This is a genomic window from Stenotrophomonas sp. BIO128-Bstrain (assembly GCF_030128875.1).
GTDB lineage: Bacteria > Pseudomonadota > Gammaproteobacteria > Xanthomonadales > Xanthomonadaceae > Stenotrophomonas > Stenotrophomonas bentonitica_A.
Window position 1 is genome coordinate 3390092 of sequence record NZ_CP124620.1, and the last position, 19506, is coordinate 3409597.

Annotated in this window: 20 protein-coding genes and 1 riboswitch; of the genes, 12 read left to right on the forward strand and 8 right to left on the reverse strand. The window is 67.5% G+C overall.

Going from position 1 to position 19506, the window contains the following annotated elements:
- Positions 1–74 precede the first annotated feature (74 nt).
- A complete protein-coding gene (locus POS15_RS15480) occupies positions 75–440 on the forward strand; it encodes a phasin family protein (RefSeq protein ID WP_046273819.1) in 366 nt (121 codons plus the stop codon).
- A 94-nt stretch (positions 441–534) separates the two neighbouring features.
- Here the strand turns inward: POS15_RS15480 and POS15_RS15485 are convergent, their stop codons facing one another.
- A complete protein-coding gene (locus POS15_RS15485; protein ID WP_284128427.1) occupies positions 535–2001 on the reverse strand; it encodes a HAMP domain-containing sensor histidine kinase in 1467 nt (488 codons plus the stop codon).
- Positions 1998–2720: a response regulator transcription factor gene (locus POS15_RS15490; protein ID WP_046273817.1), complete on the reverse strand. Its 723-nt coding sequence runs from the start codon at positions 2718–2720 to the stop codon at positions 1998–2000. The genes POS15_RS15485 and POS15_RS15490 overlap by 4 nt, the downstream gene beginning before the upstream one ends.
- A 145-nt stretch (positions 2721–2865) precedes the next feature.
- On the opposite strand from POS15_RS15490, the gene msrB reads away from it, so the two are divergent.
- The 4 genes from msrB (at position 2866) to POS15_RS15510 (ending at position 7505) form a co-directional block, all read left to right on the forward strand.
- Positions 2866–3372 carry a peptide-methionine (R)-S-oxide reductase MsrB gene (gene msrB, locus POS15_RS15495; protein WP_046273816.1) on the forward strand — a complete coding sequence of 169 codons (507 nt, stop codon included), beginning with the start codon at positions 2866–2868 and terminating at the stop codon, positions 3370–3372.
- A 35-nt stretch (positions 3373–3407) separates the two neighbouring features.
- A complete protein-coding gene (locus tag POS15_RS15500; RefSeq protein ID WP_284128428.1) occupies positions 3408–5165 on the forward strand; it encodes a cytochrome c biogenesis protein DipZ in 1758 nt (585 codons plus the stop codon).
- Positions 5166–5176: 11 nt separating this feature from the next.
- Positions 5177–5920 carry a peptide-methionine (S)-S-oxide reductase MsrA gene (gene msrA / locus POS15_RS15505; RefSeq protein WP_284128429.1) on the forward strand — a complete coding sequence of 248 codons (744 nt, stop codon included), beginning with the start codon at positions 5177–5179 and terminating at the stop codon, positions 5918–5920.
- A 154-nt stretch (positions 5921–6074) separates the two neighbouring features.
- Positions 6075–7505 (forward strand): PLP-dependent aminotransferase family protein, encoded by a 1431-nt coding sequence (locus POS15_RS15510; RefSeq protein WP_284128430.1) that lies wholly within the window; start codon positions 6075–6077, stop codon positions 7503–7505.
- A 3-nt stretch (positions 7506–7508) separates the two neighbouring features.
- Here the strand turns inward: POS15_RS15510 and bioD are convergent, their stop codons facing one another.
- Positions 7509–8192: a dethiobiotin synthase gene (gene bioD, locus POS15_RS15515; RefSeq protein ID WP_046273813.1), complete on the reverse strand. Its 684-nt coding sequence runs from the start codon at positions 8190–8192 to the stop codon at positions 7509–7511.
- A 119-nt stretch (positions 8193–8311) separates the two neighbouring features.
- Between bioD and POS15_RS15520 the strand changes: the two genes are divergently transcribed.
- The gene (locus POS15_RS15520) at positions 8312–8794 is read left to right on the forward strand and encodes a GAF domain-containing protein (protein ID WP_046273812.1); all 483 of its coding nucleotides are present in this window, start codon (positions 8312–8314) and stop codon (positions 8792–8794) included.
- Entirely contained in the window at positions 8791–9162 is a 372-nt protein-coding gene (locus POS15_RS15525) for a TfoX/Sxy family protein (protein WP_284128431.1), read from the forward strand. The genes POS15_RS15520 and POS15_RS15525 overlap by 4 nt, the downstream gene beginning before the upstream one ends.
- A gap of 36 nt (positions 9163–9198) precedes the next feature.
- On the opposite strand, the gene POS15_RS15530 is transcribed toward POS15_RS15525, so the two are convergent.
- On the reverse strand, positions 9199–9777 hold the full coding sequence (locus POS15_RS15530; RefSeq protein WP_284128432.1) for a histidine phosphatase family protein: 579 nt from the start codon (positions 9775–9777) through the stop codon (positions 9199–9201).
- A gap of 152 nt (positions 9778–9929) precedes the next feature.
- A riboswitch (cobalamin riboswitch) is annotated at positions 9930–10162 on the forward strand.
- Positions 10163–10284: 122 nt separating this feature from the next.
- Here POS15_RS15530 and btuB point away from each other — a divergent pair.
- A complete protein-coding gene (gene btuB, locus POS15_RS15535; RefSeq protein WP_284128433.1) occupies positions 10285–12126 on the forward strand; it encodes a TonB-dependent vitamin B12 receptor in 1842 nt (613 codons plus the stop codon).
- A 109-nt stretch (positions 12127–12235) separates the two neighbouring features.
- Here btuB and gph read toward each other — a convergent pair whose 3' ends face one another.
- The 3 genes from gph to POS15_RS15550 all read right to left on the reverse strand — a co-directional run bounded on the left by gph (position 12236) and on the right by POS15_RS15550 (position 14289).
- Positions 12236–12886, reverse strand: a complete 651-nt coding sequence (gene gph, locus POS15_RS15540; protein WP_284128434.1) for a phosphoglycolate phosphatase — start codon at positions 12884–12886, stop codon at positions 12236–12238.
- Between the two features lie 87 nt (positions 12887–12973).
- Positions 12974–13375, reverse strand: coding sequence for a hypothetical protein (locus tag POS15_RS15545; RefSeq protein WP_284128435.1), 402 nt, complete (start codon positions 13373–13375; stop codon positions 12974–12976).
- Positions 13376–13386: 11 nt separating this feature from the next.
- Positions 13387–14289, reverse strand: coding sequence for a LysR family transcriptional regulator (locus POS15_RS15550; protein WP_284128436.1), 903 nt, complete (start codon positions 14287–14289; stop codon positions 13387–13389).
- A 96-nt stretch (positions 14290–14385) separates the two neighbouring features.
- Here POS15_RS15550 and POS15_RS15555 point away from each other — a divergent pair, with 96 nt between their 5' ends.
- The gene (locus POS15_RS15555; RefSeq protein WP_046273807.1) at positions 14386–15024 is read left to right on the forward strand and encodes an NAD(P)H-binding protein; all 639 of its coding nucleotides are present in this window, start codon (positions 14386–14388) and stop codon (positions 15022–15024) included.
- Between the two features lie 143 nt (positions 15025–15167).
- Entirely contained in the window at positions 15168–16082 is a 915-nt protein-coding gene (locus tag POS15_RS15560) for an MBL fold metallo-hydrolase (protein ID WP_284128437.1), read from the forward strand.
- 301 nt (positions 16083–16383) lie between these two features.
- Here POS15_RS15560 and dinB read toward each other — a convergent pair whose 3' ends face one another.
- Complete coding sequence (dinB, locus tag POS15_RS15565) at positions 16384–17466, reverse strand: DNA polymerase IV (RefSeq protein ID WP_284128438.1); 1083 nt, start codon at positions 17464–17466, stop codon at positions 16384–16386.
- Between the two features lie 231 nt (positions 17467–17697).
- Between dinB and fabA the strand changes: the two genes are divergently transcribed.
- Together fabA and fabB are read left to right on the forward strand one after the other, a co-directional pair.
- Complete coding sequence (fabA, locus tag POS15_RS15570) at positions 17698–18213, forward strand: 3-hydroxyacyl-[acyl-carrier-protein] dehydratase FabA (protein ID WP_019185765.1); 516 nt, start codon at positions 17698–17700, stop codon at positions 18211–18213.
- Entirely contained in the window at positions 18213–19421 is a 1209-nt protein-coding gene (gene fabB, locus POS15_RS15575; protein WP_019185764.1) for a beta-ketoacyl-ACP synthase I, read from the forward strand. Before fabA ends, fabB begins: the two co-directional genes overlap by 1 nt.
- Positions 19422–19506: the final 85 nt, after the last annotated feature.

The following is a 19506-nucleotide window of genomic DNA, read 5'->3' on the forward strand; positions in this document are numbered from 1 at the left end:
TGGCAACGAAATGTTGCAATGCAATATTTTCGGCGTATGCTGCATTGCATCAACGTTCTCGAGCCGTCCTGACCATGGCGTCCGCGTTCACCGATTCCTTCAGCGACTACACCCGCCAGCTGGCCGCCAGGGCCACGCGCGCCAACCGGCTCGCGCTTGAAAATGCCGAAAGCATGTTCGGGGTGCAGTTGAAGACGCTGGAGAAGAACATCACCGCCACCAGCGGGTTCTTCGGTGAAATCGTGCAGTCACAGGATTCCGGCACGCTGCAGTCGCTGCTGCCCAAGGGCGCGCAACTGGCGCGTGACAACCTCGCCCGTTGGACCAGCGCCAGCCAGGAAGTGGCCGGCCTGGGGTTGAAGGCCTCCGAAGCCTTCAGCGAACTCGCCCGGCAGCCGTTCGCGGCCGCCACGCCCAGCGCAGGCAAGACCCGCGGCTGAGCCGGACAACATCGAATTTGCGTGGGTCCCTCCCCCCACGCAATCCCAGACCCGACAGAACCCTCCCTCTGTCGGGTCTTTTTTTTGGGCGCTGTTACCGCGCTGCCGGCAACGAGAACACGAACAACGCCCCTTCCCGGCTCTCCAGCAGGCGGATCTCACGCCCGTGCAGCTGCACGATGCGATGCACGATCAGCAGGCCCAGCCCACCGCTGTCCGGCCGCTGGCTGCTCAACGCCGGCATCGCGGTAAACAGGGTGGCGCGGCGTTCGGCGGCAATGCCCGGGCCGGTATCGGCCACGCTGACCTGCACCTGGCCATCGGCCGCGCGCAGGGTGACCGTGATGCGCCCGCCTTCCGGCGTATGGCGGATCGCGTTGTCGAGCAGGTTGGTCAGCACCCGCTCGATCAATGCCAGGTCCGCGATCACCGGCGGGATACCCGGCGGAATGTCGGCGCTGAGTGTCTGCCGGCGGGACTCGCCCGCCAGCTCGAATTTCTGGAACACATCCTGGATCAGATCCGGCAGCGAGAACGCCTGGCGGTCCAGTACGACACCGCCGTGTTCGAGCCGGGCCAGCTCGAACAACGCCTGGGCCAGGCGCCCGACCTTGTGGCTCTGCGACAGCGCGATCGAGAGATAGCGCTGGCGCTCGTCGGCGCCCAGCGTGGCGTCTTTGAGGGCCAGCGTTTCCAGATACCCGTGCAGCGAGGACAGCGGCGTGCGCAGGTCGTGGGAGATATTGGCCACCAGCTCGCGCCGCTGCAGGTCCTGTTGGCGCAACTGTTGCCATTGCTCGCCCAGGCGCTGGGCCATGTGACCAAAGCTGTGCTGCAGGATGGCCAGTTCATCGCGCTCGCCGCTGCGCAGCGGCGCCGGCGGCGGGGCGGCATCGGGAGTGGCGGCATCGACATCGAAGGACTGGATGCGCCGGGTCAGCTGGCGCAGCGGGCGGGTGACCCAACGGAACGCGACCAGGCCGGCCAGCAGGCCCACCACCGCGACGATCGCCAACGACCACAGCGTGGTGCGCAGCGTACTGTTTGCGGCGATGTTGGCCGCCAGTGCTTCTCGCTGTTCACCGACCAGCACCACGTAGATGTAGCCGGCCTGATGCCCCTGCACCCACAGCGGCGCCGCGTTGAACACCTTGCGGCCGGTGGCGCTGCGCGGGTCATCGCCGAGGATCGGCAGCGGCTCGTCGCGCAGCAGCGCCTTTACCGGTGCCAGATCGACCCGGCTGCGCTTGAGATGACCGTCCGGAGCATCGTGGCCGAGGATGCGGCCCTGGTCGTCGAGCAGGTATACCTCCACGCTCGGGTTGACCGCCATCAGCTTGCCGAACAGCGCGCGCACTTCGCCGTTGCGCATGCCGCGGCCATCCATCAACTCGCCACTGCGCGCGATGTGTTCGGCCAGCCCGCGCGAGAGGCGCTGTACGGTTTCCTGCTCATGCACCGTGGTGCTGCGCATCTGGATCCACACCAGCGCGCCACAGCACAACAGCAGCAGCGCGAAGAACACCGCGGACAGGCGCTGCGACAACGTGAGCCGGATCATGCGCCGCCCCCTTCGTTGCCATCGACCAGTTTGTAGCCCCGTCCCCAGACCGTCTGGATGCGCTGCGGATTGGCCGCATCGCGCTCGATCTTGTTGCGCAGCCGGTTGATGTGGGTGTTGACGGTGTGTTCGTAGCCGTCGTGCTGGTAGCCCCAGACCTGGTTGAGCAGGTCCATGCGCGAATACACCTGGCCTGGGTGACGGGCGAAGAAGTAGAGCAGGTCGAATTCGCGCGGGGTCAGTTCCAGTGGCCTGCCCTCCACCTGCGCCGTGCGTGCGACCGGGTCGATGCGCAGCCCGGCCACCTCGGTTTCACCGGCATCGATGCGCGCGTTCTGCGCCATCGCTTCCACGCGGCGCAGCAGTGCTTTCACGCGTGCGACCAGTTCCAGCATCGAGAACGGTTTGGCCAGGTAGTCATCCGCACCCAGCTCCAGCCCGAGGATGCGGTGCACTTCGCTGGCGCGGGCACTGGTGATGATGATCGGGGTGTAGCGCGTCATCGCGCGGGCGCGCTTGCAGATCTCCAGGCCGTCCACGCCGGGCAGCATCAGGTCCAGCACCAGTGCGCTCCACGGCTGCGCTTCGAGCAGGGCCAGGCCTTCATCGCCGGTGGCGGCATGGGTGACCTCATAGCCCTCATCGCGCAGGTGCATGCGCAGCAGGTTGGCGATGTGGACATCGTCTTCGACGATCAGGACACGCTTGGCGCTGCTCATCGGCTCGGGGGGCGGCAGGAGGGCATGAGGCATTGTCGGCGGATCGCGACCGGAATGTGTCACGGAAAATTTAACCCCGCGTGAGGATTCGTTGACCGGGCCGGGCGCAGCATGGCCGCATCGTTCCCGTACCCGGAGATCGGCCATGCGCTACACACGTCGCACTGTGCTTGGAATGGGTGGCATGGCGGCCGCCGCCGGTCTGTTCGGCCTGACCGCCTGCAGCGGCCCTGCCCCGGCGGCCCCTGCCGCGCCTGCGCGCCAGTTCGAGGTCATGCGCAGCGATGCGCAGTGGCGCGAGCAGCTCACCCCGGCCCAGTACAGCGTGCTGCGCCGGCAGGGCACCGAGCGGCCGTTCAGCAGCCCCCTCAACAAGGAACACCGGCGCGGCACCTTCACCTGTGCAGGGTGCGCGCTGCCGCTGTTCTCCTCCTCCACCAAGTTCGACAGCGGTACCGGCTGGCCCAGCTTCTGGGCGCCGCTGCACGATGCCGTCGGCGAAGACCGCGACACCACGCTGGGCATGGTCCGGGTCGAGGCGCACTGCCGGCGTTGCGGTGGCCACCTCGGCCACGTCTTCGATGACGGCCCGCGCCCGACCGGACTGCGCTATTGCATGAACGGCGTGGCCATGAATTTCGTCGCGGCCTGAGCGCCGCACTCCCTGCGTCATAGAAGGACCTCTCCATGCTTCTGCTCGTGCTGGCCTACCTCGGTGGCGTGCTCACCATCCTCAGCCCCTGCATCCTGCCGGTGCTGCCGTTCGTGTTCGCACGGTCCGACCGCCCTTTCCTGCGCAGTGGGCTGCCGCTGCTGATCGGCATGGCGCTGATGTTCGCCGTGGTCGCCAGCCTGGCGGCGGTGAGCAGCCAGTGGGTGGCGCAGGCCAACCAGATCGGACGCTGGATCGCGCTGGTGGTGATGGCGGTGTTTGCGCTGGCGCTGCTATGGCCGGCGCTGGCCGACCGCCTGCTGTCCCCGTTCCAGCGGCTGGGCGCGCGGCTGAGCGCCTCGGCCGATGCGGCCAGTGATGCCGGACGCGGGGGCGTTGGCACCTCGCTGCTGATCGGCATCGCCACCGGCCTGCTGTGGGCACCGTGCGCGGGTCCGATCCTCGGCCTGATCCTCACCGGCGCGGCGTTGCAGGGGGCCAGTGTCGGCACCAGCGGGCTGCTGCTCGCCTATGCACTGGGCGCGGCCACCTCGCTGGCCCTGGCGATCTGGATCGGCGGGCGTGTGTTCGCCGCGCTCAAGCGTCGCCTCGGCGTGGGGGAGTGGGTACGCCGCGGGCTGGGCATCGCCGCATTGCTGGCGGTGGTCGCCATCGCGATGGGCTGGGATACCGGCGTGCTGACCCGGCTCTCCACGGTCAGCACCGCCAAGCTGGAACAGGGCCTGCTTGACGTGCTGCCGGCACAGCAGCCTGCTGCCGGTGCCGCGATGACGAGCGCGGCCAGTGCCCCCGGTCAGCCGCTGCCGGTGGAAGGCACCCTGCCCCCGCTGGCCGGTGCGACCGGCTGGCTCAACAGCCCGCCGTTGGATGCGCAGGCGCTGCGCGGCAAGGTGGTGCTGGTCGATTTCTGGACCTACTCCTGCATCAACTGCCTGCGTGCCATGCCCTACGTGCGCGAGTGGGCCGAGCGCTACCGCGACCACGGGCTGGTGGTGATCGGCGTGCATGCGCCGGAGTTTGCCTTCGAGCGCAACCTGGCCAACGTGCAGCGCGCGGTGAACGATCTGAAGGTCACCTACCCGGTGGCGATCGACAACGACTTCGCCATCTGGCGCGGCTTCAACAACAAGTACTGGCCGGCCCACTACTTCATCGACGCGCAGGGCCGGATCCGTGCGCATCACTTCGGTGAGGGCAACTACGCACAGTCCGAGCAGATCATCCGCCAGCTGCTGCGCGAGGCCGGCAACACGCTGCCCGGTGACGATGCACCGGTGGCCATGACGCTGGACGGCGTGGCGCGTCAGGCCGACATGGACAACCTCAAATCGCCGGAGACCTACCTCGGCCATGCACGGGCCGAGAACTTCGCCTCGCCCGGCGGCCAGCGCCAGGATCAACCCGCCGACTACGCCGCGCCTGCGACGCTGCAGCACAACCGGTGGGCCCTGGCCGGGCGTTGGACCGTGGGCAACGAAGATGCCCGGCTGGAAACGGGCGGCGGCCGCATCGCCTTCCGCTTCCATGCGCGCGACCTGCACCTGGTGCTGGCCCCGGGCGAAGACGGCAAGCCCGTGCGGTTCCGCGTGCGCATCGATGGGCACGTGCCGGGTGCCGCGGCCGGTGGCGATGTTTCCGCCGACGGCGACGGCGTCGTGGATGAAAACCGCCTGTATCAGCTGATCCGCCAGTCCGGCGACGTGCAGGAGCGCACCTTCGAGATCGAGTTCCTCGATCCAGGCGTGCGCGCCTACGCCTTTACGTTTGGTTGAGGAGCCATCGCATGAAGATCGCATTCGACAAACTCGTTGCCGGCGGCATCGCCGTTGCCATCGCGGCACTCACCGCCAGCGTGGTGGTGGGCCTGGATCGGCCCGCACAGGCTGCCGCGGCCGCTGCGACGGTGGCCGTGCCTGCACCGACCGGCAAGGCGGACCTGCGCCAGCCGGGCGTGAAGCGCGCCCAGGTGGTATTCGCCGGCGGCTGCTTCTGGGGCGTGCAGGGCGTGTTCCAGCACATCAAGGGCGTGGACAGTGCGCTCTCCGGTTACATCGGCGGCAGCGCGGCGAACGCGACCTACCCGCGCGTCGGCAGCGGCGGTACCGGCCATGCCGAGGCGGTGCAGGTGACCTACGACCCCTCGCAGGTGAGCTACGGCCAGTTGATGCAGGTGTTCTTCTCGGTGGCGCACGATCCGACCCAGCTCAACCGGCAGGGCCCGGACCGCGGCACCCAGTACCGCTCTGCGGTCTATGCCGACGACGCCGCCCAGCGCGATGCCACCCGTGCCTACATCGCCCAGCTGCAACAGGCCAGGACCTACGCCGCGCCGGTGGTCACCCAGGTCGACGGCGGCAAGCCGTTCTTCGCCGCCGAGGGCTACCACCAGAACTACCTCACGCTGCACCCCGAATCGCTGTACATCCGCATCAACGACCTGCCCAAGGTGGCCGCGCTGAAGCAACAGTACCCGGCGCTGTACCGCGAGCAGCCGCGCCTGGTGAGCACCACGATCTCGGCCCGCTGAGCGCGCTCGGGAAGGAGAAAAAAGCACGGCACACAGTGACCTGCCGTGCGCGGGGGGAAGTCGCAAGAGCGCATGGTAGGCTGGCGCCAGACGCGGATACAGATGCAGATGACTGGCATCCGCACGGTTACAGATTCTGTGGATGCAGCTGCCGATGGCGACCAACCTCTACCAATCCCTGGCCGATGAAATGGCCGACGCGATCCGCAGCGGACGCTTGCCGGTCGGCGCCCGCCTGCCCTCGCTGCGCGGGCTGGCGACGCAGCGCAGCCTCAGCCTCAACACGGTGATCGCGGCCTATCGGCAGCTGGAAGACGCCGGGCTGGTGCTGCCGCGGCCCAAGGCCGGCTTCGTGGTCAGCCCACGCCTGCCCGAACCCACGCAGACGCTGCGGCAGGCACCGTCGCCGCCGAGCGCACCCGCCCAGCAGGCGATGATGGCGCGCGTGCTGGCCGCGCAGCAGCAGCCGGGCATCGTCGATCTGGCCTTCGCCGGCCCGCGCGGCAAGCGCTTCTATCCCGGCGCGCAGCTGGCCCGCAGTACCGCGCAGGTGCTGCGTCGTGCCGCCACCACGGTGGAGACCTACGCACGTCCCAACGGTGCGGCGCGGCTGCTGGCGCAGATCGTGCAACGTGGGCCGCGGCTGGGGCTGCACACCACGGTGGATCGGCTGGTGCTGACCCATGGCGCGATGGAAGCCCTGCAGCTGGCCCTGCGCGTGGTGACAAAACCCGGCGATGCGGTGGCGATCGAAGCGCCCTCGTACTTCAACATCTACCCGCTGCTGCGCAGCTTGGGCCTGCGCGCGATCGAGCTGCCGACCCATCCACGCGACGGGCTCGATCTGAATGCGCTGGAAGCCCTGCTCGCCGCCGGTGGCATCGCCGCGATCATGGCCATGCCGACCGTGCACAATCCGCTCGGCGGCAGCATGCCCGTGCCGAACAAACAGCGCCTTGCCGCGCTGGTGAACCATTACCAGGTGCCGTTGATCGAAGACGCGGTCTACGCCGAACTGCAGTTCAAGGAGCCGCTGGAACCGCTGGCCAAGAGCTTTGATCGCGATGGCTGGATCATGGTCTGCAGTGGTTTCTCCAAGACGCTGGCGCCGGATTACCGGATCGGCTGGCTCGACGGGGGTCGCTTCGCTGCCGATATCCAGCTGCTGAAATTCCATTCTTCCGGCGCCGAATCACGCCTGCTCGGCGATGCGGTGGCGGCATTCCTGGAGGCCGGAAACTACGAACACCACCTGCGTGGGCTGCGCCGGCTCTACAGCGACCAGGTGAGCCACGTGCGTGGGCTGATCGCCCAGCATTTTCCGCCCGGCACCTCGGCCACCCAGCCGACCGGTGGCTTCCTGCTGTGGGTGGAACTGCCCGCGGCGATCGATGCCGGGGACCTGTTCGAGCAAGCGCTGGCCGAGGGCGTGGTGTTCATGCCCGGCCAGGTGTACTCACGCGGTGCGCGATACCGTCATTGCCTGCGCCTGTCGTGCTGCCAGGAACTGGATGCGCGCTTCGTCGGTGCCATCGCCACCGTCGGCCGGCTGGCCAACGCGCTGCAGGCGCGCGCGGCGGGCTGACGCTCAGAACACCAGGCGGTCTGCCAGGCTCGCCGGATCCGCACCCGGCGCATACGGCAGGCGGCCCCAGCACGGCATCGGCAACCGCGCCTTGAGCAGCGCGACATTCTCATCGCGGCGCGCCATCGCCGGGTCCACCTCGTTGGCGATCCAACCGATGCAGTGCGCGCCGCGGGCCGCGATCGCCTCGGCGGTCAGCCGTGCGTGGTTGAGGCAACCCAGCCGCAGCCCGACCACCATCACCACCGGCAGCTTCAGCGCCTGCACCAGATCACTCTGGTCCAGCGTGGCCGACAGCGGCGCCAGCCAGCCGCCGACGCCCTCCACCACCACCGTGTCCGCGCTGGCACGCAGGCGCGCGAAGGCAGCTTCGATCGGCGCCAGCGACAGTTGCACGCCCGCTTCTGCCGCGGCGATCTCCGGCGCGAGCGGCTGCTCCAGCGCAAAGGGGTTCAGGTCGTCGTACCCGGGCGTCGGCACGCTGGCAGCCAGCAGGGCGGTGGCGTCCTCGTTGCGCAGGCCCTGCGGGGTGCGCTCACAGCCGCTGGCGACCGGTTTCATGCCCACGGCCGTGCCGCCATGCCGGCGCAGGGCATGCAGCAGCACGCAGCTGCTGAAGGTCTTGCCGATGCCGGTATCGGTACCGGTGACGAACAAAGCGGCGGGCAACGGCGCAGGCAGGGACATGAAAGACGACCAGGGCTGGAAGCGCGTCATTATCCGCCGTCCCGGCAACGCCGCGGTGCGGTCTGCTGCGTTCCGCCGGCCCCGGCGCAGGCGGGCGTGCGGCTTGGTAGACTGCGGCCATGTTCGATACCTCCACGCTTACCGGCAGCAAGCCGGAACAGTACGGCCAGCTGCTGGCCCAGGCCCGTGCCCTGGTGCATGGCGAGCGCGACCGCATCGCCAATGCGGCCAACCTGTCGGCGCTGGTCTACCACGCCCTGCCGCACCTGAACTGGGTCGGCTTCTACTTCTTCGATGGCAAGGAGCTGGTCGTCGGCCCGTTCCAGGGCCTGCCCGCCTGCGTGCGCATTCCGCTCGACAAGGGCGTGTGTGGCGCCGCCGCCTCGCAGCGGGTTACCCAGCGCATCGAAGATGTGGACGCCTTCCCGGGCCACATCGCCTGCGACTCGGCCTCGCGCTCGGAGCTGGTGGTGCCGCTGGTCCACAACGGCAACCTGGTCGGTGTATTCGATCTGGACAGTCCCTCGCTGGCGCGCTTCGACGCCGAGGACCAGGCCGGCCTTGAAGCGATCGCCGCGGTGTTCGTCGAGGCCCTGGGATGAGTGGCGCCAAGCTGCGCAACATCGGCCCGAAGAGCGCAGCATGGCTGCGCCAGGTCGGTCTGCGTACGCCGGAAGACCTGGTGGCGGTCGGCGCCGTGGGTGCCTTCGTCAAGGTGCGCCGTGCCGGCTTCAAGCCGAGCCTGAACCTGCTCTATTCGCTGGAAGGCGCGCTGCAGGACTGCCACTGGCAGGAACTGCCGGAAGCACGCCGCACCGTGCTGGTGGCCGAGTACGAGGCCATCATCGCCGAGCAGCCGCTGAAGAAGGCGCCGCCCGCGTCCGGCCCGGTCTACGACCGCACGGTCGAGCATCGCGACCATGAGGGCGATGACGCACCGCCGTTCGAGAGCGACGACGAGCCTCGCTGATCCGCACGGACCGACGCATCGTCGGTCCTGCGCGCTTCATACCTGCTGCAGTTCCAGCAGCTCGCCCCAGAGTTGATCGTCTTGGCGCTCCACGCGCAGCCGCAGCCGCGTGCCGTGGTCGATGCGCAGCGCCCAGCACATCTCCATCGGCAACCCACAGACCTGCGACAGCACCATCCGCAGCGGCCCGCCATGACTGACGATCAGGGTCGGCACCGGGTCCGGATCATCCAGCAGCCGATGCAGCCCACGCGCGATGCGGCGCTCGAAGTGGCCCCAGCTTTCGCCGTGCGGCGGCGGGTTGGCGTGCGGGTCCAGATGGAACGCCGACAGCGCGTCCATCGGCAGCGCCTCCAGCGCGGCACCATCCCAGTCGCCGAAATCCAGCTCTTCCCATTCCTCGTCAGTGTCCACCCCCCGCCCGAGCGGGGCCGCCAGCGCTTCGGCCGTGCGCACGGCGCGCTGCCGTGGCGAGCACAGCACGCGCTCCCAGGACAGCGCCGCGTAGCGCGCGCACAGCGCATCGGTGGCGCCCTCATGCAGCGGTGGATCGGTACGGCCATCGAGATGGTCGTCGCGGCCGGTGCTGGCGTGGCGGATCAGGTCGAGGATCATGCCGGGCCCCCTCTGCTGCCCGCTGCGGCCGGCCGGTGAGGGTCACGGGCGTCGGTACCGGGGTGCTGCAACCACGTCGGGGTCATGGAGATCACATCGAAAAAGCGAGGCGCATTCTAACCGGTGCGCTCCACCGGCCCGGCCGATGGCTTAGACTGCGCCCACTTTCAGGTGACCCGGGGCTGCAATGCCGCCGGGTTGAAACGGGAAGCCGGTGACGCGTCAGGCCTCGTGCCCCGCCGCCACTCCGGCGCTGCCCCCGCAACGGTAAGCGAGGAAACACCAGGCAACACGCCACTGTGCTCCGGCATGGGAAGGCGCCTGGCACGATGGCACCGCCATCGACCCGCAAGCCCGGAGACCGGCCTGGAAGACGACTGGTTGCGATGCGGCGGGCATGGCGGCGGCAAGCGGCGCCGTGCGCGTCCGCCCACCGTCGATCCATCCCTGCAGCGCGATCATCCCCACCCCTTGCCGCGCGGGCGTGCGCGGTGCATGGAGTCATCGATGAAGCTGCAGATCCAAGTCCTTTCCCTGGCCGTGTTGTCGGCCCTGCCCCTGCTGGCGTCGGCCCAGGACGAGGCGACCGCGCTGGACCAGGTACTGGTCACCGCCACCCGCACCCCGATCGCCCTGCAGGACAGCATCTCGCCGGCCCAGGTGATCGACCGCGCCGAGATCGAGCGCAGCCAGGCACCGTCGCTGCAGGACCTGCTGCGCGGCCGGGCCGGCATCAACCTCAACAACAGCGGTGGCCTGGGCAAGCAGAGCTCGCTGTTCCTGCGCGGCACCAACTCGGCCCACACCCTGGTGCTGATCGACGGCGTGCGCATCAACACCGGTGACCTCGGCCTGGCCATGATCCAGGACCTGCCGCTGGCGCAGATCGAGCGCATCGAGATCGTGCGTGGCCCGCAGTCCAGCCTGTACGGCGCCGACGCGATCGGTGGCGTGATCCAGATCTTCACCCGCCGCAATGCTGGCCAGTTCGCCCCGCACCTGCAGCTCGGCGGCGGCAGCAACGGCCTGCGCGAGGCCAGCGGTGGCTTCGGTGGCAGTGGCGAGCGTGGCTGGTTCGGCACCGACATCGCCTACCAGCACACCGACGGCATCAACGCCTGCCGCGGCTCCGTCTCGCCGTTCGCCGGCTGTGGCGCCGATGAGCCCGACCGCGATGGCTACCGCAACCTGTCGATGAGCCTGCGCGGCGGCTATGCGCTGACCGATACGCTGAGCCTGGAAGGCACGGCGCTGCGCGCCGAAGGCGAGAACCACTACGACGGCTACTACAACTACTCCGAGACCCTGCAGCAGGTGCTCGGTGGCAAGCTGCGCTACACGCCCAGCGCGCGCTTCAACCTGACCGTCAATGTCGGCCGTGCCGACAACGAATCGGACAACTTCAACGGTGATACCTGGCTGGGCAACGCGCAGACCCACCGTGACAGCGCCTCGGTGCAGGCCGATATCGGCATCGCCGACGGCCAGCTGCTGAGCGCCGGCGTGGACTGGAGCCAGGACAACCTGGACGGCAGCAGCGCCGGCTATCTGGTCGACAGCCGCGACAATACCGGCGTGTTCGTGCAGTACCAGGGCCGCTTCGGCGCGCACCACCTGCAGGCCAGCGTGCGCAACGACGACAACGAGCAGTTCGGCAACCACACCACCGGCAGCCTCGGCTGGGGCCTGGAGCTGGGCAGCGGCTTCCGCCTCAACGCCAGCTACGGCACCGCGTTCAAGGCCCCGACCTTCAGCGACCTCTACGACCCGTGGAGCGGCGTGCCGACCCTGGACCCGGAAAAATCCAAGAGCGCGAACGTCGGCATTGCCCAGCAGGGCGACGGCTGGCGCTGGGGCCTGGATGTGTACGAAACGCGCATCGATGATCTGATCACGTACGACGCGACGACCTTCATGATGTCGCAGGTCGAGAAGGCCCGCATCCGCGGCGCCGAACTGACCGGTGCGATCACCGTGGCCGGGTTCGACCTCAATGCACAGCTCAGCCACACCGACCCGCGCAACCGCACCGACGGCAGCCCGCAGTTCGACAACTGGCTGGCCCGCCGCGCCCAGAACACCGCGCGCCTGGACGTGGATCGCCGCTTCGGTGACTTCCGTGCCGGCCTCACCGCCAACGGCGCCGGCAAGCGTTACGACGATGCGGCCAACACCGTGCGCCTGGGTGGCTATGGCACCGTGGATCTGCGCCTGGAATACGCGCTGAGCCGCGACTGGTCGGTGCTGGGCCGCGTCAGCAATGTGTTCGACCGCGATTACGAAACCGTTGCCTGGTACAACCAGCCGGGCCGCGAGTACCGCCTGAGCGTGCGTTACCAGCCGAAATAAGCGCACGGGACGGCGGCACCGCTGCCGTCCCGCCCTCAGCAGCTGCCGACCATTGGTCGGCACAACCATTGAACCTGGTAGGTGCCGACCGTTGGTCGGCACACGCGTATTAGAGCGCCAACAATTCCCGCAGATCGTCCATCACGGCCACTGCCTCGACATTGTCCAGATCCAGCCCGCGAGGATAGCCATAGCGCACCAGCGCCACCGGCATGCCTGCATCCACCGCGGCGCGGTAATCGGTGATCGAATCACCCACCATCAGGGCCGCCTCGACGGCCACCTCGAAGCGCGCCGCGATATGCCGCAACGGCGCACCACTGGGCTTGCGTTCCGGCAGCGAATCTCCGCCCAGCACCAGCGCGAACTGATCCTGCAACCCGAAATGCTGCAGCAACGGCGCCACCAGCGCCGACGGCTTGTTGGTGCAGATCGCCAGCGTCACCGCGCGTTCGCGCAATGCGGCCAACGTGTCGGTCACACCATCAAACAGACGTGGGCTGCGCAACAGGCACGCCTCGTAGTGCCGCATGAAACCGGGCATCACCTTGTCCAGTTCGACGGCGCTGCCAGCCGCATCGAATGCCTGCTCCACCAACCGGCGCACACCATCGCCGATCCAGGTCAGCACGGTGGCCTCGGGCACGCGCGGCAACTGCCAGTCCTCCAGCGTGCGGTTCAACGCCTCGGCGATATCGGCGGCGCTGTCCACCAGCGTGCCATCCAGATCGAACACCACCAACGGATACGGGTACGACACAACTCAACTCGCTTGTACGACGTGGGGAGGGTCATTGTACGTGGCGGCCAGACACATACTGTGCATCCAACCTCGTAGAGCTGCGGCTCAGGACCCGATGTAGCGATATCGCCAGCGCAGTCCCTCTGGACCAACCTGAATCTCACCGTGAAGCATGGCTTCCGTCGCACGCCCGTCTGCAAAGAGAATGCAGTCCACGCCGTAACAATAAGGCTGCTCGAATGCGTAGACCTCCATCAACGGATGACTGAAGCGATAATCGGTGAATGCTGTAGCCGCCGGTGCGATATCCACAGATGACAAGGCAATGTCAAACTCGCCGAGGCACTCGAGCATCTCCTCCAACACAGCAGGCGAAATCCCGAACGCCGCCTGCAGCAAGTGCGTATCCCCATCCCTGAGCGCCTGGATGAAAGACGACGTCAGTGCGTAGCTCTGCTCATTACTTACATCCACCTTTTCTCTCCGCCATATCTTCACTGCCAGCATACTGCTCGTACTCAGATCTGCGCCAGGAATGCCGGGCTGGCAAAACGTTCCACCAGGAAATCCAGGAAGCTGCGCATGATCGTCGGCAGCTGCCGGCGTGACGCATACACCGCGTGGATACCCAAGCCTTCCACTTCGTAATTAGGCAGCACCTCGATCAGCTCGCCACTGCGGAGCAATGGGGCGATCTGGTACGTCGGCAACATCGCGATGCCGGCGCCGGCGCGCACCGCTTCGAGCAGCAGCGACGCTTCATTGGCACTGATGTTGCCGCCCACCGCCACCGCGATCTTCCGTCCGTCGCGTTGCAGGTGCCACACGCTCTTGCCGACATAGTGGTGCGTCAGGCAGTTGTGCGCGGCCAGTGCGTCGGCGGTGGTCGGCGTGCCGTGCTCGGCCAGGTACGACGGCGCCGCGCACAGCACCGAACGGCACGGCGCCAACGGCCGCGCGATCAGACTCGGATCGATCGCGCGCGAAATGCGCACCGCGATGTCCACGCGCTCTTCGACCAGATTCACCACCCGATCCACCAGCAGCAGTTCCACGCGGGTGAGCGGATGCCGCTTGACGAACGCCGCCACCGCCGCCGCCAGGTGGATCTGCCCGAAGGAGACACTCGCGGTGACCCGCAGCAGCCCGTGCGGCTCGGGGTTGTCCGCGGCCAGCTCACCGCGCAGCTCATCACCGATCGCCAGCATCTGACGGAACCGCAGCAGCGCGGCTTCGCCCGGCCCGGTCAGGCTGATCCGGCGCGTGGTCCGGTGCAACAGCCGCGCGCCCAGCCAGCGCTCCACCTCGGCCAGATAACGGGTCACCATCGCCCGCGACATCTCCAGTGCCTCGGCCGCTGCGGTCAGGCTGCCGCGCTCGGCGACCTCGACGAACACGTTCATGGCGGTCATCCGGTCCATTTGATCGATCCGTGCAACAAATTAGGCCGTTATACGCGGTTTTTCGTTCGATTCCAGAGGCATACGCTGGCCTTCCTTCCTCAACGGACCTGCCCCATGAAAATCGCGCTTGTTGGTGCCACCGGCAATATCGGCCGTGAAATCACCCGCCAGGCCCTCGCCCGCGGCCATCAGGTCACCGCCATCGTGCGCCGCGAGACCGACCTGCCGGCCGAACTGGAGGGCGCCCAGCTGGCCGTCGCCGCGCTGGACGATACCGATGCCCTGGCAGCCGTGATCGCCGGCCACGACGTGCTGGCCAGCGCCTTCGGCCCGCGCCCGGGTGATGCGCCGAGCACCGTGACCACCACCAGCGCCGCGCTGGTCAAGGCAGCCCGCCAGGCCGGCGTACCGCGCTTCATCATGGTCGGCGGTGCGGGTAGCCTGGAAGTCGCCCCGGGCGTGCAACTGGTGGACACCGAGGGCTTCCCGGATGCCTACAAGCCGGTCGCCCTGGCCGCGCGCGAGACGCTGAAGCAGCTGCAGGCCGTCGACGACCTGGACTGGACCTTCTACTCGCCCGCCGCCGAGATCGGCCCCGGCCCGCAGCGCGGCGGCTTCCGCACCCAGGCTAAGAATTTCCTGGTCGGTGCCGACGGACACAGCCGGATCAGCTACGCCGACTACGCCGACGCCTTCGTCAGCGAGATCGAAACCCCGCAGTACGTGCGGCAGATCGCCACGGTTGCGTACTGACCAAGCCGCCGATGTGAAGCAGCCGACCAACGGTCGGCTCTACCGGCCCCGGGGTGATGCCGGGGCCGTCCCGCCCCGGGGTCATGTCGGGGCCGTATCGCCCCGGTGCGATGCCGGGGCCGCACTGCACAGGACTTCTTGAAATGCCGAACGTTTCCCGCACCACCCTGGCCCTGGCGTTGGCGCTCGGTACCGCGCTCACCGTCAGCCCACCGGCCATCAGCCACGCCGCTGCGGCCACCGCCGAAGCCCACGTGCTGCAGGTGCAGCCCTACCACCCCGGCGACGAGGCGCTGTTCTCGGTCGCGTCCACCCTGATCACCGGCCGCCACGACGCCATCCTGGTCGACGCCCAGTTCGCCGCATCCGACGCCGCCCAGCTGGTGCAGCGCATCCGCGCCTCCGGCAAACGGCTGACCACGATCTACATCAGCCACGGCGACCCCGACTACTACTTCGGCCTGGCCACCCTGCAGGACGCCTTCCCCGACGCCCAAGTCCTCGCCACCCCCGCAACCGTTGCCCACATCAACGCCACCCAGGCCGCCAAACTCGCGTACTGGGGCCCGCAGATGGGTGCAGGCAAACCCACCCGCATCGTCATCCCCGAACCCCTCGACCGCGACACCCTCACCCTCGAAGGCCAACCGATCAAGATCATCGGCCTCACCGGTCCCACCCCGGACCGCACCGTCCTGTGGATCCCCGCCCTGCGCACCATCCTCGGCGGCATCCCGATCGTCGCCGGCGAACACGTCTGGATGGCCGACACCCAAAGCGCCCAATCGCACGCGCACTGGCTGCAGACCCTGGCCACCATCAAGGCCCTGAAGCCGACGCGCGTCATCCCGGGCCACTACGCAACGGGTGCCGCCCTGGACATCAGCGCCGTGGATTTCACCGCCGACTACATCCGCGCCTTCGACGAAGAAACGGCACGCAGCAACGACGCCAACGCACTGATTGCCGCGATGAAAAAACGCTATCCGAACCTGGCGGGCGAGAGCTCACTGGAACTGAGCGCGAAAGTAGCCAAGGGTGAAATGCAGTGGCCGTAAGGGCGCATTCGTAGAAGCCCAACGTCATTGCGCACATTGAAAAGCGCGACGCGTTTCCTCTCTGCGCACCGACCCAGTGTCGGAGGGACGGCGCGGGTGGGGTATCGGGACCGTGTGTTGCCATGGATGGCAACACACGAGCTTACAGGGACGTACTTGCAGCGGGTCCCGCTACCCCACCCGCGTCGTCCCAAACCCTCATCACCCGAACACCAGCGCATCCGCCGTTGACGTTGGCGTTAGCGTTAGCGTTGGGGTCAACGCTGATATCGATCTTGAAAAAGGCCAAAAAAACGACCAACTACACATCGCCCAGATGATCAAACAACCCCGGCTGGCGCACCACCTCCCGCTCCCGGAATCCCCCCAACCCCACCCCCACCAACCGATACCGCGTCTCCAGCGGCAGCTCCACCCGCGCCCGCAACCCCAGCGCAATATCCCGCAGTTCCTCCATCGAATCCGGCGGCGACTCCGGCGTGAAACTGCGCGTAATGATCCGGAACTGCGAGGTCTTCAACTTCAGCACCACCGTATGCCCCACCCGGTCGGTCTTGCGCGTCGCCTGCCACGTCTTCTCCGCCAGCTGCACGATCGCCGGCGCCAGATCCTCCAGCAGCAGATCCTCCGCGAACGTGTCTTCCGACGAAATCGACTGCACCGGCTGATCCGGCTCCACCGGTCGCTCATCGATGCCGCGCGCACGATTGAACAAGCGCCCGCCGAACGTCCCGAAGCGCGCCTCCAGTTCCTCCAGCGGCAGCGAACGCAGATCGCCCACCGTGGCGATGCCCAGCTCGGCCAGCTTGGCCGCCATCACCTTGCCCACGCCCGGCACGCGGTTCACCGGCAACGGCGTCAGGAACTGCTCGATGCGATGCGGCGGCACCACGAACTGCCCATCCGGCTTGCGCCAATCCGAGGCGATCTTGGCCAGAAACTTGTTCGGCGCGATCCCCGCCGACGCCGTCAGCTGCGTCTCCTCGCGGATCTGCGCGCGGATGATCTGTGCAATCTCCGTCGCCACCGTCATGCCGCCCTTGTGCTCGGTCACATCGAGATACGCCTCATCCAGCGACAACGGCTCCACCAGCTCCGTATGCCGCAGGAAAATCTCGCGCACCTGGCGGGACACCGCCTTGTAACGGACGAAATCCGGGGGCACGAACACCGCATCCGGACACAGCCGCTCCGCGCGTACCGCGGGCATCGCCGAGCGCACGCCGAACACGCGCGCTTCGTAGGAGGCCGCGCACACCACCGAGCGCATGCCGCGCCACGCCACCACCACCGGTTTGCCCCGCAACGAGGGATCGTCGCGCTGCTCCACGGACGCGTAAAACGCATCCATGTCGACGTGAATGATCTTGCGGGGGCGGGACACGGGCGTGGGCACTCGGATTCAGATGAACAAGATTACAGCCACACGCCGCAGTATGGTTGTTGGATAACAACAACATGCGTTTTTGAACCTGAAAACACTACGGCGGCGTACGGTTAAAACGTTTGATTGAATCACTTTTTCTCATGCACTCTTGAGCACTTGCTTCATGCAAGAGCAGTCGACCTGTGGTCGGCTCACCCCGACGACAACTTCTTCAGGATTGCGTTTTCCATGACTCGTCTCAACGCGTTCTCGCGCGACCAGCTGCTGGCCAGCGCCCGCGGTGAACTGTTCGGCCCGGGCAGCGGTCGCCTGCCCAATGATCCGATGCTGATGTTCGATCGCATCACCGATATCCGCGAGGACGGCGGCCCGCACGGCAAAGGCATGGTACGCGCCGAACTGGATATCCGCCCTGACCTGTGGTTCTTCGACTGCCATTTCCTCGGCGACCCGGTCATGCCCGGCTGCCTCGGCCTGGATGCCATGTGGCAGCTGACCGGCTTCTTCCTGACCTGGATCGGTGCGCCCGGCCGTGGCCGCGCCCTGGGTTGCGGTGAAGTGAAGTTCACCGGGCAGGTGCTGCCGAACGCCAAGCTGGTCACTTACGAAATCGATATCTCCCGCGTCATCAACCGCAAGCTGGTGATGGCCCAGTCCGACGCCCGCATGCTCGTCGATGGCCGCGAAATCTACGCTGCCAAAGACCTGCGTGTAGGTCTGTTCACTTCCACTGAGAACTTCTGATGCGTCGCGTAGTCATTACCGGAATGGGCATCACCTCGTGCCTGGGCAACGATCTGGACACCGTGTCCTCGGCACTGCGTGAAGGCCGCGCCGGCATCCGCCACCTGCCGGACCACGCCGAAGCCGGCCTGCGCAGCCACGTCGGCGGCAACATCGAACTGGACCTGGATGCGCAGATCGACCGCAAGGTGAAGCGCTTCATGAGCGATGCCTCGGCCTACGCCTACATCGCCATGCGCGACGCCATCGCCGATGCCGGCCTGGACGAGGCGCAGGTCGCCAACCCGCGTACCGGCCTGATCGCCGGCTCCGGTGGCGGCTCCAGCCAGTGGCAGGTGGAATCGGCCGACATCCTGCGCGCCCGTGGCGTGCGCAAGGTCGGCCCGTACATGGTGCCGCGCACGATGTGCTCCACCGTGTCGGCCTGCCTGGCCACCGCGTTCCAGATCAAGGGCCTGAGCTACTCGCTGTCGGCCGCCTGCGCTACCTCGGCGCACTGCATCGGCGCCGCCGCCGACCTGATCCGCCACGGCGCACAGGACGTGATGTTTGCCGGTGGTGGTGAAGACCTGCACTGGTCGATGAGCGTGATGTTCGATGCGATGGGCGCGCTGTCGACCCGTTTCAACGAGACCCCGGCCTCGGCGTCGCGCCCGTACGACAAGGACCGCGACGGTTTCGTCATCGCCGGTGGCGGCGGCATGCTGGTGCTGGAAGACTACGACCACGCCGTGGCCCGTGGCGCGCGCATCTACGCCGAACTGGTCGGCTACGGCGTCACCTCCGACGGTGCCGACATGGTCGCCCCGTCCGGTGAAGGCGCGGTGCGCTGCATGAACATGGCGATGGAGCACCTCACCGGCCCGATCGACTACCTCAACACGCACGGCACCTCGACCCCACTGGGCGATGTCACCGAGCTGAAGGCGGTCCGTGAAGTGTTCGGCGAGACCATCCCGCCGCTGTCCTCGACCAAGGCGCTGTCCGGCCACTCGCTGGGCGCGGCAAGCGTGCACGAAGCGATCTACTGCCTGCTGATGATGCGTGACGGCTTCATCGCCGGCTCGGCCAACATCGGCGAGCTGGACCCGCTGGTGGAAGGCTTCCCGATCGTGCGCGAGACGCAGCCGGCACAGCTGAACACCGTGATGTCCAACAGCTTCGGCTTTGGTGGCACGAACGCAGCGCTGGTGTTCAGCCGCATCTGATTGCAGCGGCGACGTACACGAAAAAGCCCGGCCATGTGCCGGGCTTTTTTATGCCGGTGTATCGGCGAGCCGAGCCCCGCTGCCG